We start from the raw sequence: 14,335 nt of genomic DNA on the forward strand, positions 1-14,335 counted from the left end.
GGAGGCCGTCCCATCTCCAGTGTCGCCCTCCGGTTCCGCTTCGCTCCACCTACGGCCAACACTGGAGATGGAAGCGTCAATGCACTAACAATCCGCTCGGACCACTCGGTGGGGGCTGGTCACCTCTTCGCCGTGCAGCACGAGCGGGTAATCGACCCCGAGCTGCGCGGTCGGGAGTCCCGCGTCCCACGCAACCACCGTCGCCAGCGTGGGCACCGCCTTGAGCTGGCTTTCATAGATGAAGTGCAGGTCGCGCTCGTCCATACGGTCGGCGCCGAAGCCGATCGCGAGCGCGTACAGCATCGCGTCGCGCTCGGTATAGCTGAAGCGTTCGCCCGCCGTCTTGAGATCAAGAATGTCGGGATAGACGAGCGGCATGATCATGAATCCTTCGCTCACGCCCAGAGTTGCGGCTTGCGGCGCTTGCCGACCTCTGTTGCAAACGCGACCGCGACCGAAAGTGTGTTTTGCGAGCGGTCTGTCATACATTCCCACGAATGCCGCCGCGAACTTCCCGACAGGTTCGGCGATTGCGCTGTAACGTCGCACCATGATCGACCAATCATTCCGAGCGGTGCAGCCCCGCCACGCGCCGGAGCTGCGCGTCGGTATCATCCCGCTGCCGAACTTCACGATGCTCGCCTTTGCCGGCTTTATCGACACGTTGCGGTTGGCAGCGGACGAGGGCGATCGGTCGCGCCAGGTCCGATGCGCCTGGACCGTTATGAGCGAGCACCGCGACGCCGTGGCGGCGAGCAACGGCGTCATGCTGCAGCCGCCGATGGCGCTGCAGCCGCCCCTAGCATTCGACTATGTCATCGTCGTCGGCGGCACGCTCCATGATGGCGAACGCGAAAGTGCCGGCCTGCTGTCCTATCTTCGCACCGTCGATGCGGCGGGCGTGCCGCTGGTCGGCCTGTGCAATGGTGTGTTCGCGCTGGCCCGCGCCGGCTTGATGGACGGGCGCTACGCGTGCCTCAGCTGGTTTCACCACCAGGATTATGTAACGGAATTCCCCGGTCATCGGATCGTTTCCGACCGCATGTTTCTTGTCGATGGGAAGCGAATCACGTGCCCTGGCGGTGTCGGCGCCATCCACCTTGCCAGTTGGCTGATCGAGCGGCACCTGGGTACTGGAGCGGCGGCCAAGGGGCTGCGAATCATGCTCGAGGATGGGGCACGCCCGGGCGAGGCGCCGCAACCTGCTCCGCTGACTGTAGGCGTCTCGAACCTTGAGGATGTTCGCGTCCGGCGCGCGGTGCTGGCGATGGAGCGTATGCTCGATCAGAATGTCCGGCTTGCCGATCTTGCGCGGATGGTCGGATCCACGCCACGCACCCTGACACGGCTGTTCGTCGCGCATCTCGGCATTACCCCCGCCGCGGTGCTGAAATCGATGCGCGTCGATCGCGCCCGCCGGCTTCTGCGCAACACGCAATGGTCAATCGCGGAGATCGCGGCGGATTGCGGATTTTGCGATGCCTCGCACCTCATCCGCCATTTTCGCGAGGTGGAGGGGGCGACCCCCGGCGCGGTTCGCGCGGCCGGCGGCCCTCATCCCGCGTCGAGCGGCTAGTCACCGAACACGACGGTCGTGGCGCCGTTCAGAAAGGCTCGGCCATTCAGGTGGAAGGACACGGCCCTGGCGAGCACGCGCCGCTCGATGTCCCTGCCCTTGCGGATAAGGTCGGCGGGCGTGTCCTGGTGGCTGACGCGCTCGACATCCTGTTCGATGATCGGTCCCTCGTCGAGGTCGGCGGTCACATAATGCGCCGTCGCGCCGATCAGCTTGACCCCTCGCGAGTGCGCCTGATGATAAGGCTTGGCTCCCTTGAAGCCAGGCAGGAAGCTGTGGTGGATATTGATGCAGCGGCCCGACAGATGTGCCGCCAGGTCATCGGACAGGATTTGCATATAGCGGGCGAGGATCACGAGATCGGCGCCGGTATCCGTCACTAGCGCCTTGATCCGCGCCTCCTGCACGGCTTTGTTGCTTTTGGTCACCGGCAAAAAGTGAAATGGAATTTCGCCGAAATCGGTGTCCGCGAACGTCTCGCGCGGATGGTTGGATAAGATTCCGACCGGCTCCATGGCCAATTCCCCGATGCGCCAGCGATACAGCAGATCCACCAGACAATGGTCGAACCTGGAAACGAGGATCAGCACCTTCTTGCGCTCGTCGGCCGGCCCGAGCGCCCACGTCATCCGGCGCGATTCGGCGAGGGGCGTGAAGTCCGCCCTCACGGTATCGAGCTCGACCGCGCGCGACAGGCTGAAGGTGATCCGGACGAACAACCTGCCGGTTTCGCTGTCGCAATAGTGATGTGCCTCTCGCACGTCCGCGCCATGGCCGAACAGCGCAGTCGTGATGCTCGCCACGATCCCCGGCTTGTTCGGGCAGGACACCGTCAGTCGGCAGATCTGGGGCTCGGGCAGCTGCGCAGCGATGTCCGGCGCGGCCGTTTCGAGTTCGCTCGCCATGTTCATTATCTCGTCTCCGACGACACGGGAAGATTGTGGACCGCGTGCGCCAGGTGCCGGGTCAGGTAATTGGTAAAGGACCGCAGCGCGCGGACCTCCCACGCGCGTTCCGAAGCCGGACGCCAAAGAACAATTTCCGCCTGACCATAGATCGTCCGCGTAGCGCGGCCCGGGGGGAAGTGAGCGTCGGACAAATCGAGCGGGCATCCGCCGGCAAGCAAGCGTGACGCATGGTCGCCCGCAATTTCCCACCCGATTTCGCGGGCCGAGATATCGACGATCGAAAACGCAATGGTTTCAGCGAGCGCATGGAGCCCGTCGGCCGCCGATGCGGAATCGGCGATCAACAGCCATTCGTCCGGCCCGAGCCGCAGCGCGTGGCGACGGCCCGTGGAGGCGCTGGCCAGCGGCGCGAGGTCGAGTCCGCCGCCCCACGCCACGGAAAGCCTTTCGACGTCCGGCGCGCGGGCGCGCAGCGACCACAAATGGCACGGGGGAAGCTGGCGGATCGTGATTCCGGGGTCCGTCGCCAGCGGCATCGCCGGCATGTGATCAGGATCAGCCATTGAGGCGATGTCCCTTCGGATCGAGGAAGACCGGGTCGCAGACGCGCCACAGCCTGGGCTCCCCCACAAGGCTCGTGACGCGGACCAGCTCGCCGATGCGCGCACGGCCGTTGCGCAGGAGCCCGAGGGCGATCGGCCCGTCCAGCGCCTCGCTCCAATAGGCGGAGGTGACATGGCCCTGCGCGCTGAACGGGGTCGGCGCTGCCTCACCGATCAGTTGCGCGCCCTCGTCGGGCACCGTCTCGTGTCCGATCGGCCGCAATCCGACGAGTTGCTTGCGACCGGGCGCAGTCAGCCCGGGCAGGCTCAGCGAGCGCTTTCCCACGAAGTCCGGCTTGGTCTTTCCGATCGCCCAGCCAAGCCCGACATCGTCCGGCGTGGTGGTGCCGTCGGTTTCCTGCCCGACGATGATGAAGCCCTTTTCGGCGCGCAGGACGTGTATCGTCTCGGTGCCATAGACGACCGCGCCATGCTTGCGGCCCTCGGCGCAGATGGCTTCCCATACCCTCATGCCTTCGCTCGACGGCACATTCACCTCGAACCCCAGTTCGCCGGTGAAGCTGACGCGGAACAGGCGAGTCGGTACGCCCGCAATACGCCCCTCGCGCACCGTCATGTGCGCGAACGCCTCGGCCGACACGTCGACATCCTCCACCAACGGCGCCAGGATGGCGCGGGCGCGGGGTCCCTGGACGGAGATCACCGCCCACTGTTCAGTCGTCGAAGTCAGCCAGACACGAAGATCGGGCCATTCGGTCTGGAGATAATCCTCCATGAGGTTGAACACGCCCGCCGCCCCGCCGCTGGTCGTGGTGACGTGGAACCGGTCCTCGGCGATCCGGCCGACAACGCCATCATCGAAGATGAAGCCGTCGTCGCGCAGCAGCACGCCGTAGCGGCAGGCGCCGACCTTCAGCTTCGTCCACGCATTGACGTACATTCGGTTCATGAACTCGGCCGCATCGGGCCCGACGACTTCGATCTTGCCGAGCGTCGAGGCGTCGAGAACCCCCGCGACCGCGCGCGTGATCCGGCACTCCCGCCGAACCGCCTCGTCCATGCTCTCACCGGACTTGGGGAAGTAGCGCGCGCGTTTCCACAGCCCGACATCCTCGAACACCGCCCCCTGCGCAGCGGCCCAGTCGTGCGTAGGCGTCCGGCGGACCGGCGCGAACAGTTCGCCGCGATTATTGCCGGCCAACGCGCCGAAACTGACAGGCGTGTAAGGCGGACGGAAGGTGGTAATGCCCACCTGCCCCATCGGTCGATGCAGGGCATCGCCGACCACCGCCATTGCGTTGAGGTTCGACGTGCGCCCCTGATCGGTCGCCATGCCAGTCGTGGTATATCGCTTGAAGTGTTCGACTGAATGGAAGCCTTCGCGGACCGCCAGCCTCAGATCCTTGGTCGTGACGTCGTTCTGATAGTCGATGAACGCCATGCCGCCGTCGGCGGCGACGCTCATCGGCACGTCGCGCATATCGACCTCGGCCTCGGTGGAGGAACAGGTTGGTGGGCCATGGATCGCGCCCGGGTCGCCCCCTGCAGCGCCCTGCCCGGCCGCAAAGCCATCCTTAAGGGCCGAGGAGAGCGCGAATTCACCACGGCACGCCCCCGCGCAACGCACCGCCTGGGTGGCCGCGTCGGGAACATAGCCTTCGACCCGCTCCTCCCAACGCAGCTTGCCGCGCGACTGAGAGAATAGATGGACCACCGGCACCCAGCCACCCGCCATCAGCACCAGATCGCAGCGGAGCGTCCGCCGCTGGCCATCGGCCTGCTCGATCTCGACCGCCGTGACTCGCCTGCCGCCTTTCGCCCGGATCGGACGGGCAGCCGCGATCACCTCGATCCCCAGTCGCTCAGCCTCCGCCGACAGCGCGGGCGCGATCGATGCACGCATGTCTAGGACCGTCGTCGCGATACGGGCGCGCGCCATATCGAACGCCGTTTGGTAACCGCTGTCCGTGCGGGTCGCGACGACGCAGCGGCTGCCCAGCCGCACCCCGTAGCGATTGACGTAGATACGCGCCGCACTGGCCAGCATGACGCCGGGCCGGTCGTTGCCACGGAACAGGACGGGCCGCTCGTGCGCCCCCGTGGCCAATACGACCTGGCAGGCGCGGACCTGGCGCCACCGTTGCCGCAAGATGCCGGGCGTTGAACCGGCGAGATGATCGCTGACTCGCTCGACCAGACCGACCATGTTCTGCGTGCCGTAGCGGAATGCGGTGGTACGCGTGAGGATCGTGACGTTGGGCCGTGACGACAGCTCGGCGACGACCTTTCCGACCCAGTCCCAGGCGGCGAGGCCGTCGATCGCCGCCGCCGGGTCGCCCAGCAACGCGCCGCCCGCTTCTGCCCCTTCGTCGCACAGGATGACCCGGCCCGGCCCCGCGCTAGCCGCCAGCGCCGCCGCCAGCCCGGCCGGCCCCGCGCCGACGACGAGGACCTCGCAGTGGTCGAACTGCGAGGCATAGCTGTCGGGGTCGCGGTCCACCGGCGGCGGTCCCAGCCCGGCCATGCGCCGGATGGCGGGCTCATAGACCGACTTCCACGCCGCGCGCGGCCACATGAATGTCTTGTAATAGAAGCCGGCGGGTATGAATGCCGAGAAGATATTGTTCACCGCGCCCAGATCGAGCGTCAGCGACGGCCATCGGTTCTGGCTGCGGGCGACGAGCCCGTCATGGATTTCAAGCGTCGTGGCCAGGATGTTGGCATCAATCCGCCCCCGACCGCGATCGACGGTGACGAGCGCATTCGGCTCTTCGACGCCGGCACCCAAGACGCTACGCGGGCGATGGTATTTGAAGGACCGGCCCATCACATGCACGCCATTGGCCAGCAGCGCGCTCGCCAGGGTGTCGCCAACATAGCCCGTCAAGGTGCGCCCGTCGAAGCTAAAGCTCACCGGGCGGCTGCGATCGACCCTTCCCTTGTCGCGCAATCGGAATGACTGGCTCATTGCCCGGCCTCACATTCAGGGCCTGGCGTGCCGGCCGGGTAGCTTCCCGAAAACAGGTCGGTCACCGTATGACGCCGGGCGTTGAAGAAGCGGCGGCAGCCGTGGACATGATGCCAGCGCTCGGCATGGTCTCCCGCCGGATTGCGGCGCCGATAGAGATAGGCCGCCCATTCTTCGTCTTCGCACTCACGCGGATCGATCGGGCGGAGGACATGGGCCTCGCCGGCGTAGCGGAACTCGATTTCGGGGCGCTGTCCGCAAAAAGGGCAATCGATCAGCAGCATCGGACAGTCCTCAATGCGCGACGGCGGCTGCAGCCGCCTCGTTGATCAGTCGCCCGGTGAGGAAGCGATCCAGCGAAAACGGCGCGGCGATCGGATGGGGATCGCCGGTGGCCAACGTGTGGGCGAAGATGTGGCCCGACCCGGGCGTCGCCTTGAACCCCCCGGTACCCCATCCGCAATTGGCGTACAGTCCGGGGACCGGAGTCTTGCCGATGATCGGCGAGCGATCCGGGGTCAGATCGACGATACCGCCCCAGTTGCGCAGCATACGCATGCGCGCGAATTGGGGGAACAGCTCGCAGACCGCCCCGATCGCCTCGGCCGCGACATGCGCGCTGCCCGCCTGGCTGTAGCTCACATATGCATCAGATCCCGCGCCGATCACCAGTTCGCCCTTGTCCGACTGGCTGACATAGCCATGCACCGTGTTCGACATGACTACGCAGTCCAGGACTGGCTTGGTCGGCTCGGACACAAGGGCCTGCAAGGGATAGCTCTCGATCGGCAACCGCACGTCCGCCATCGCCATGACCTGCGAACTCCGGCCGGCAGTCACGACACCGATCTTGCGGGCGCCAATGAAACCGCGCGATGTTTCGACGCCCGCAACCGCGCCATCGATCCTGCGCCGGATGCCGACAACTTCGCAATTCTCGATAATGTCGACGCCGCGCGCGCTCGCGGCGCGCGCAAAGCCCCAGGCAACCGCATCGTGCCGGGCAGTGCCACCCGAGCGCTGCAAAGCCGCACCGACGATCGGGTGGCGCGCCTCGGGCGACATGTTCAGCCCGGGGCAGAATGCCGCGACCTGCGCCCGCGTCAGCCACGCATTGTCGACGCCGTTCAGCCGATTGGCATGCACGTGCCGCTTGATGCTTTGCACATCGTGCACGGTATGCGCGAGCATCAGGACGCCGCGCGGGCTGAACATGACGTTATAGTTGAGTTCCTGGCTCAACCCCCGCCACAGTGTCAGCGCGTGATCGTACAGCGCCGCGCTTTCGTCGAACAGATAGTTGGACCGGATGATCGTCGTGTTGCGGCCAGTATTGCCGCCCCCGATCCAGCCCTTCTCGATCACCGCGACGTTGGTGACACCATATTCCTTCGCCAGGTAATATGCCGTCGCCAGGCCGTGCCCGCCGCCCCCTATGACGATCACGTCATAGGATGGTCTCGGGTCCGCCTTGCGCCATTGATGCGGATAACGGGACTGACCGTCGAACGCGCTTCGCAACAGAGTCAGGGCGGAAAATCTCATGCCCGTACATTCGATCGAAATTCGGCCGGGCTATAGTATCGTTCAGCCAGTCGATCGTAGGATTTGGCCAATCGTGTCACGCCGTTGAATTCGATCACGTCCATTCGAACAGCGCCCGGACCTGTTGCAAGCTCACCTTCATCGAAGCAGTACGGGGCAGTGCATCGACCTGAATGAATTCGGTCGGCACCTGATATGGCAACAGCGTCTCACGAAGGTACGATCGGAGTTCATCGGCCTGGGGCGCCTCGGCGTCCGGCTTGAGCGAGTAGGCGGCAACCGGAACCTGTCCCAATCGCCGATCCGGCATGCCCACGACAGCCGCCTCGTGGATCGCCGGGTGACGTTCGATAGCGGCAGCGACATATTCGGGCTGGATCTTGAAGCCGCCCCGGATGATTGCGGCGTCGGCCCGGCCCTTGATCCACAGGAAGCCATCTGCGTCTAGAGCGGCGAGATCGGTCGTCGTAAGCCACGTTTCGCGATCGCCGACCTGCGAGCCCCGCAGTTGCAAGATGCCCGCCTCGCCCGGTGCCAGCACCTCGCCGGTCTCGGCCGAAGCAATGCGCGCCTCCACGCCAGGATTGAGCCGTCCGACGGCGCCGCGCTTCTCCGGCCAATAGGCTTTGAAATCGTTCAGCGTCCAGCCGGCAATGCCGCCAAGCTCGGTCGCGCCGTAATTCTGAAGAACCGGGATGCCATAGGTCTGCCAGAATTCGTCGGCGAGCGCCGGATCGAGCGGGGCCGCGCCCGTACGATAGGCGGCGAGGCTCGACAGGTCTTCCTTGGGAATACCCGCGGCAAGGACCATCGCAAGCCCGGCCGGCGGGGTCTGAACGACCTTGGGACGGTGACGCTTCACCGCATCGTGGAATTCGTTGACGGTGAACTTTTCGAGCAGGCAGGCCTTGCGGCCGGCGAGGAGCGCGTTCAGCAGCGCCACCAACCCGCCGATATGGCCGAACGGCGCAAGCAGCAACTGTGTGCCGGAGCGGAGCCGCGGCGTATCGTCCTGGCTGCGTCCTGCCTCGAAATTGGCGGCGCCGAGCACCGACTGCGCGAAGCGCGAGCGCTTGAGCGGAATGCGCTTGGGCGGCCCCGTGGTGCCGCTGGTAAGCATCTCGACGGCGATATCTTCGGCGAGGGTGCGGAATCCGCCGGCGCGGTCAGGGGCGAACTGCTGCAGCACCTCCACGCCGTCGTCCAGCGCATCACTGATCGCAACGCAGAGCGCGCCGCTCGCGAGCGCAGCGGCGCGAACCTCATCACGCGCCCAATCGACGCTTGACGCAATGATCACCGGAATCTCCAGCCGCTCGATATCGGCAGCGAGCGCGGCGTCGGGCAGCGTCGGGTTGAGCGTGACGAGGCACCGCATAGTGGTGACGGTCGCCAGAACCGCGGCGACGATCTCGGGCCGGTTGCGCAGCACGACGCCCACTCGCACCTCGCCGCCGAGCCCAGCCCGCGCGATCGCTGCTTCGACTGCCAGCTTGCGCGATCTGAGGTCGTCCCAGCTCCACCACTGCCGATGGAACTCGATCGCCTGCGCCGCCGGATCGATCTCCAGCACCGCTTCCAGCGTCGCTCGCATGCGATCTGCCGCACTCATGTTCACATCATCCTCACGTCAGGGGCCGCGGTAGGGACGCGGCGCGCGCGCGCAGCTGAGTGGGCGAAGAAAGCACCATCCGGTCGTGCATCGCGCGCTTCAGCAGCAGGTGAAGGGGATATTCCCAGGTGTAACCGATCCCCCCATGCGCCTCGACCGCGGCGCGGGCGGTCTTGACGGCGACGTCCGTGGCATGCGCCTTGGCCAACGCCGCCGACCAGGGTGCTTCCGGGGCAGACACGTCCCAGGCATGCGCCGCATACCAGCAGAAGAACCGTACAGGCTCGATATCCACGGCCATGTTGGCAAGCGCGTGCTTGATGGCCTGGAACGACCCGATCGGGCGTCCGAACTGCACGCGGGTTTTTGCGTATTCGACCGACATATCCAGTGCGGCACGCCCGGCCCCGGCGGCATCGATCGCCGCCAGGATCATCAGCGCATCGTAAAGGCGCCAGGCGGCAGCCCGGCCACCCAGCGGTTTCGCGTCCGCCATCTCCAGCATAGCCCCCGCATGCGGCCGCGATGTGTCGAGCGGCGGATATTCGCTGGCATGTAGTTCGGCAGCGTCTCGCGCGACCAGACACAGCCCCTCTTCGACGCCCACGATGAACAGGTCGGCATCGGCTGCACCCTCGATACAGCGCTTGTTCGCCCGGCTGTCGCGCAGCGACGCCCTCCATTCGTCGGGGTTCCAATGGTCGGAGGTTTCACTGAACGCAAAGCCGACTTTGGCGTCGCCAGCGAGCAGCGGTTCGAGCCATCGCGCCTTGAGCGTGCTGTCACCATAGCTCGCGATCGCCCAGGCGCCGACCGCGCTACGGATCGCTGAGGTCGGCGCGGCGTGACGGCCCAGTGCTTCGCCAGCTACCGCCAGCGTCAACAACCCCATGCCAAGTCCACTCTCCGCCTCCGGCACGAGAATTGCCGGCACCGCGAGGGACTTGAGGGCCTCGTCCATGGCCGCAGCCAGGCCCGGCACCGCTTCGTCGCGCGTCAGGATGTTGCCGCTGAGCTTGTCGGTCAGCAGCCGTTCGACCGCGTCCTCGAATTGCTTCTGCTCGTCTGTAAGATCAAAATGCATGCGCGTTCTACAGAGCCTCGTCCTTTGGGAGGCCGAGGCCTCGCTCAGCAATGATGTTGCGCTGAATGTTCGACGCCCCCCCGGCGATCGACAGCGCCAGCGATCCCAGCACCTGGTTCAGCCACTGCGCTGGATTGCGCTTCCCGGCCGCGCCCTTGACAGGCAGGTCCATGCCGCGGTCCCCCAATATATCCTGAGCAACCTGCGCAACCTCCAGCGCGATGCGTGTGCCGGCGAGTTTGTTGAGCAAGGGCAGCATGCCCGCCGATCCCCCCCCGACGGTGCGCGCGAACTGATAGTAGCCGCAGAACAGCTGGGCTTGGACATAGCCCTCCAGCGTCATCATGCGATCGCGGATAACCGGGTCCTCGGCCGCCGGCCGGCCGTTGATCTCGATGCTGCGCGCCAGCCGCCAGAGCGATTCAAGCAAGCCGAGCGTACGCACGCCCCCGATATTGCTGCGTTCGTGCTTGAGCGTGGTCTTCGAGATACCCCAGCCGCCGCCACGCGCCCCGACGATCCAGTCGGCCGGAGTCCGCGCGTCCTCGAAGAATACCTCGCAAAATTCGGATTCGCCGGTGATCTGATGGATCGTGCGGATCGTGATGCCGGGCTGATCGAGTTCGAGCAGGAGGTAGGAAATTCCACCGTGCTTGCCTGCATTCGGCTCGGTCCGCACCAGCGCGAACATGTGCGTCGCGCTATAGGCCTGGCTCGTCCAGATCTTCTGACCGTTGATCACCCACTCGCCGCCGTCCAGCTTCCCGCTGGTCTTCAGCGAGGCCAGATCGCTGCCGGCGCCCGGCTCCGAATAACCCTGCGCCCAGCGATATTCGCCTAGGATTGTCTTGGGAATGAACATCCGCCGCTGCGATTCGCTGCCGTGCTCGAGCAGCGTCGGGATCAGCATGGACATCCCGGCGCCGGGGACTTCCATCGGTGCGCGCGCGCGCTCGAAACAATCGCGGATGATGCGTCCGCGCATCGGATCGGGAAGCTGTTCCGAACCGCCATAGACCTTGGGAATCGAGCGGTACAGATAGCCACGCTCGGTCGCGAGCAGGCGGAACTCGCGAACAAAGTCGGGTTCCGGCTTGCCAGATTTTGGCAAGCGCCCCGTCCATGTGCCGTCGAGAAAGGCCCGAACTTCGTCGAAGAACAGCCTGTCCTGTGGCGAATATCCTAAATCCATAAGTCACCCGGAAAGCGTGGGATTGGGTCGGACATGAGCGTGCTCACCACGATCCGACATTTGGCATTGATGCCCATGGTTCGCACGCGGCTAGGGGCGCGCCGGCCTGCAGCAACTCCACCGAAATGCCGTCGGGAGAGCGCACGAATGCCAGCTTCCCGTCACGCGGCGGCCGGCTCAACGCGACGCCGTGATCGGCAAGCCGTCGGCATGCAACGTAGATGTCATCGACCGCAAAGGCGATGTGGCCGAAATTGCGGCCCTCGGCGTAACCCTGGTCATCCCAATTGTGGGTCAGTTCGATCGTCGGCGCCCGATCGGCGCGTGCCGCGGCCCCGTCACCCGGCGCGGCCATGTAAACGAGCGTGAAGCGGCCAGCTTCAATGTCAAAGCGGTCGATTTGCTCAAGCCCGAGCGCGTCGCGGTAAAATGCCAGCGACGCTTCCAGATCCCGCACCCGCACCATCGTGTGAAGGTATTCCAACGCGTACCTCTCCAGAACGAACGGCGCCCCCCGCAATCGGAAGGCGCGTGTACCGCCAAACTGCCGTTATGACGGCAAGCCGATCCGGGCCGCCCAAGCGGCGGACGTCCGGCGCGGCCATTCTGCACGCGAATGCACACGGCAATTAATGTGAAAAATCCGGCCTCGCCGCGAAGCACGCACTTCACGGTTTGCCTTCGTTGTACGCTTATCGCGAATGTCGCATGGCGGGTGTTCCTGGCGGGACGCGGTCGTCGCGACGGCTTGGAGCCAGCGGCACCCCGCCGGTCGGCCCATCACATGCTGGAGAGGCGGATGGCCGACGATGGCCTGATCATGGGGCGGATCACAGATGAATCAGTGGGCAAGATGCGTCAGCGGATCGGCTTCCCCAATCCGACGCTGCGGCACGGCTGGCTCGACAAGCCGCACAACATCTATGCTTCCTACGACGCGTTTCGGCGGTTCGCGATCTATAACGGCAGCGACAATCCGTTGTTCATCGACGAGGACTATCCGCAGCACACGCGCTGGGGAGAGAGCATCGCACCACTCGGCTTTGAAGGGACGATGGGCCTCAAACGGCCAAAGGCAATGGAAGTGGCATTCGAGCGCGAAACCCGCGGCGCCCTGCGCGGCGTCCAGCTATTTCACTCAGGTGGCGAGAATTTCTATTTCGCGCCGATTACCTCGGGGCAGCGGCTCTACGTCTCAAGATATGTGAGCTCGGTGGAGGTCAAGGAGTCGCGCTTTGGGGGGCAGTCGGTCATCGTGGGCAATGGCAAATGCTATTGGAACGATGACGACACCGTGCTCGTGCAGGGTACGGAAACCTTCGTGCATGTCGAACGGCGGCGATCGTCCGCCGAGGAAGCGACGCCAAAGGCCAAGGCCGAGCCGATCGTCACTAGCTATAGCGACGAAGACCTCGCCGCGATCGAGGCCGCCTATGATGCCGAATACCGCCGCGGCGCCAATACCTGGTATTTGGAGGACATCGCCGTCGGCACGCGACTTCCCACCATGGTCAAGGGGCCGCTGACGATCACAGACCTCATTAATTTCTTCATGGGCGCCGGCTGGTACTCCTATGGCGCGCCCCCGTTCCGCCTGGCCTACGAGAACCGCAAGCGAATCCGCGGCTTCTATTCGAAGAATGAATATCAGGCCTGGGACACGATCCAGCGCATCCACTGGGAAGCGTCGCTGCTTAAGGATGTCGGCGTCGCCGGCATCTATGACGTCGCGGTCATCCGGCAGGCCATGCTCAACCATTATTGCAACAACATCGCCGGTGACGATGCCTGGGTCTATCGCGTGAAGTACGACCTGCGCAAATTCAACTATATCGGGGACACGACCTGGGTCAACGGCGTCGTCACCGAGGCGCGGGTCGATCAAGTGCTGGGACCGCTGGTCGAGATCGATCTGTCCGGCGTCAATCAGCGCGGCGAGGAGAATATTCGCGGCTCCGCCACGATTCTGGTCGCCTCGCGCGACACGGGTCTGGCCAAGCTGCCGCCGCCCGCTCAACCCACCGTACACCGTGCTGACGACTGGCGTATGACCTAGCCGCCGCCCTGCGCCCCGCGCCGTGAAAATCTTGAAAAGAGGTACTGGAATGATAGCAAGCACAACGGCGCCCGCCCCGTTGTTCGCCCCGGGCGCGGCGCTCGTCGTCGGCGGCAGCGGCGGCCTTGGCTCAGCGATCGCAGCGAAGCTGGCCGAACAGGGCGCACCGGTGATCGTGTCGTATCGCAAGGCCCGCGATGAGGCGCAGAACCTTGTCGAGCAGATCCGCTCCGCTTCGGGCGAGGCCGAGGCCGTGCGGTTCGACCTGCTCGACCCGGCATCGGTGGCCGACGGCATCGCGGACGCCGCAAAGCTATTCGGCGGGATCGGTGCGCTGGTCTATGCGCCTGGCGCCAAGCCGGCCTATGATTTCGTCAGCCGCGTACCTGCAGACGAATGGCGCCGGATCATCGAAGTCGATGTGATCGGCCTGGCCAATCTGATAGCCGCGGCGCTCCCGGCGCTGCGCGCATCGCAGGGCGCGATCGTCGGCATCACCACCTATCAGGCCGGCCGGCTCGAGCCGCGCGGCGGGCTTTCGGCGGTGCCCAAGGCCGCCGCGGAGCGCCTGCTCGCCGTCACTGCGCGCGAGGAAGGTCGATATCAGGTGCGCGCAAATGCGGTCCGAGCCGGCTGGTTCGACAATCGCGGCGTCAAACGAACCGACATCCAGACGACGCAGGAAAGCCTGCTGGGGCGCCGCGGCCGTCCGGAGGAGCTGGCCGAGGCGGTCGCATTTCTGTTGTCCAGGCGCGCCAGCTTCATCACCGGGGCAGTGCTGAACGTGGACGGCGGACAGAGCCTCTGACCATCCGCGAGAGGCACGGCGCT

The 14,335-nt window shown here is 65.4% G+C and carries 13 protein-coding genes and 1 pseudogene; 4 read left to right on the top strand and 10 right to left on the bottom strand.

All coding sequences use genetic code 11. The annotated features are described in order from the left end of the window. Positions 1-88, top strand: a pseudogene (locus M9978_RS20340) (integrase catalytic subunit); the annotation flags it as partial. Here M9978_RS20340 and M9978_RS20345 read toward each other — a convergent pair. Next, complete coding sequence (locus tag M9978_RS20345) at positions 85-384, bottom strand: MaoC family protein (protein ID WP_254296464.1); 300 nt, start codon at positions 382-384, stop codon at positions 85-87. The pseudogene M9978_RS20340 and the gene M9978_RS20345 sit on opposite strands and share 4 nt — an antisense overlap. A gap of 166 nt (positions 385-550) precedes the next feature. Between M9978_RS20345 and M9978_RS20350 the strand changes: the two genes are divergently transcribed. Beyond that, the gene (locus M9978_RS20350; RefSeq protein ID WP_254296467.1) at positions 551-1,576 is read left to right on the top strand and encodes a GlxA family transcriptional regulator; all 1,026 of its coding nucleotides are present in this window, start codon (positions 551-553) and stop codon (positions 1,574-1,576) included. Here M9978_RS20350 and purU read toward each other — a convergent pair. From purU to M9978_RS20395, 9 genes are all read right to left on the bottom strand, one after another. Then, positions 1,573-2,481: a formyltetrahydrofolate deformylase gene (gene purU, locus M9978_RS20355; protein ID WP_254296597.1), complete on the bottom strand. Its 909-nt coding sequence runs from the start codon at positions 2,479-2,481 to the stop codon at positions 1,573-1,575. The two genes, M9978_RS20350 and purU, sit on opposite strands and share 4 nt — an antisense overlap. A gap of 5 nt (positions 2,482-2,486) precedes the next feature. Continuing rightward, positions 2,487-3,047 (bottom strand): sarcosine oxidase subunit gamma, encoded by a 561-nt coding sequence (locus tag M9978_RS20360; RefSeq protein ID WP_254296470.1) that lies wholly within the window; start codon positions 3,045-3,047, stop codon positions 2,487-2,489. After that, positions 3,040-6,015 carry a sarcosine oxidase subunit alpha family protein gene (locus tag M9978_RS20365; protein WP_254296472.1) on the bottom strand — a complete coding sequence of 992 codons (2,976 nt, stop codon included), beginning with the start codon at positions 6,013-6,015 and terminating at the stop codon, positions 3,040-3,042. Before M9978_RS20365 ends, M9978_RS20360 begins: the two co-directional genes overlap by 8 nt. Beyond that, entirely contained in the window at positions 6,012-6,299 is a 288-nt protein-coding gene (locus tag M9978_RS20370; protein ID WP_254296475.1) for a sarcosine oxidase subunit delta, read from the bottom strand. Before M9978_RS20370 ends, M9978_RS20365 begins: the two co-directional genes overlap by 4 nt. A 10-nt stretch (positions 6,300-6,309) precedes the next feature. Further along, entirely contained in the window at positions 6,310-7,560 is a 1,251-nt protein-coding gene (locus tag M9978_RS20375; protein ID WP_254296478.1) for a sarcosine oxidase subunit beta family protein, read from the bottom strand. Positions 7,561-7,654: 94 nt separating this feature from the next. Further along, complete coding sequence (locus M9978_RS20380; RefSeq protein WP_254296481.1) at positions 7,655-9,172, bottom strand: class I adenylate-forming enzyme family protein; 1,518 nt, start codon at positions 9,170-9,172, stop codon at positions 7,655-7,657. 13 nt (positions 9,173-9,185) lie between these two features. Next, entirely contained in the window at positions 9,186-10,307 is a 1,122-nt protein-coding gene (locus tag M9978_RS20385; RefSeq protein WP_254296484.1) for an acyl-CoA dehydrogenase family protein, read from the bottom strand. Further along, positions 10,264-11,448, bottom strand: coding sequence for an acyl-CoA dehydrogenase family protein (locus tag M9978_RS20390; RefSeq protein WP_254296486.1), 1,185 nt, complete (start codon positions 11,446-11,448; stop codon positions 10,264-10,266). The genes M9978_RS20385 and M9978_RS20390 overlap by 44 nt, the downstream gene beginning before the upstream one ends. Positions 11,449-11,491: 43 nt before the next feature. Then, the gene (locus M9978_RS20395) at positions 11,492-11,932 is read right to left on the bottom strand and encodes a lactoylglutathione lyase (protein ID WP_254296490.1); all 441 of its coding nucleotides are present in this window, start codon (positions 11,930-11,932) and stop codon (positions 11,492-11,494) included. A gap of 315 nt (positions 11,933-12,247) precedes the next feature. Between M9978_RS20395 and M9978_RS20400 the strand changes: the two genes are divergently transcribed. Together M9978_RS20400 and M9978_RS20405 are read left to right on the top strand one after the other, a co-directional pair. Next, entirely contained in the window at positions 12,248-13,504 is a 1,257-nt protein-coding gene (locus M9978_RS20400; protein ID WP_254296492.1) for an FAS1-like dehydratase domain-containing protein, read from the top strand. Between the two features lie 49 nt (positions 13,505-13,553). Further along, a complete protein-coding gene (locus M9978_RS20405; RefSeq protein ID WP_254296495.1) occupies positions 13,554-14,312 on the top strand; it encodes an SDR family NAD(P)-dependent oxidoreductase in 759 nt (252 codons plus the stop codon). Positions 14,313-14,335 lie beyond the last annotated feature (23 nt).

It is taken from the genome of Sphingomonas tagetis, from assembly GCF_024211275.1.
Lineage (GTDB): Bacteria > Pseudomonadota > Alphaproteobacteria > Sphingomonadales > Sphingomonadaceae > Sphingomonas > Sphingomonas tagetis.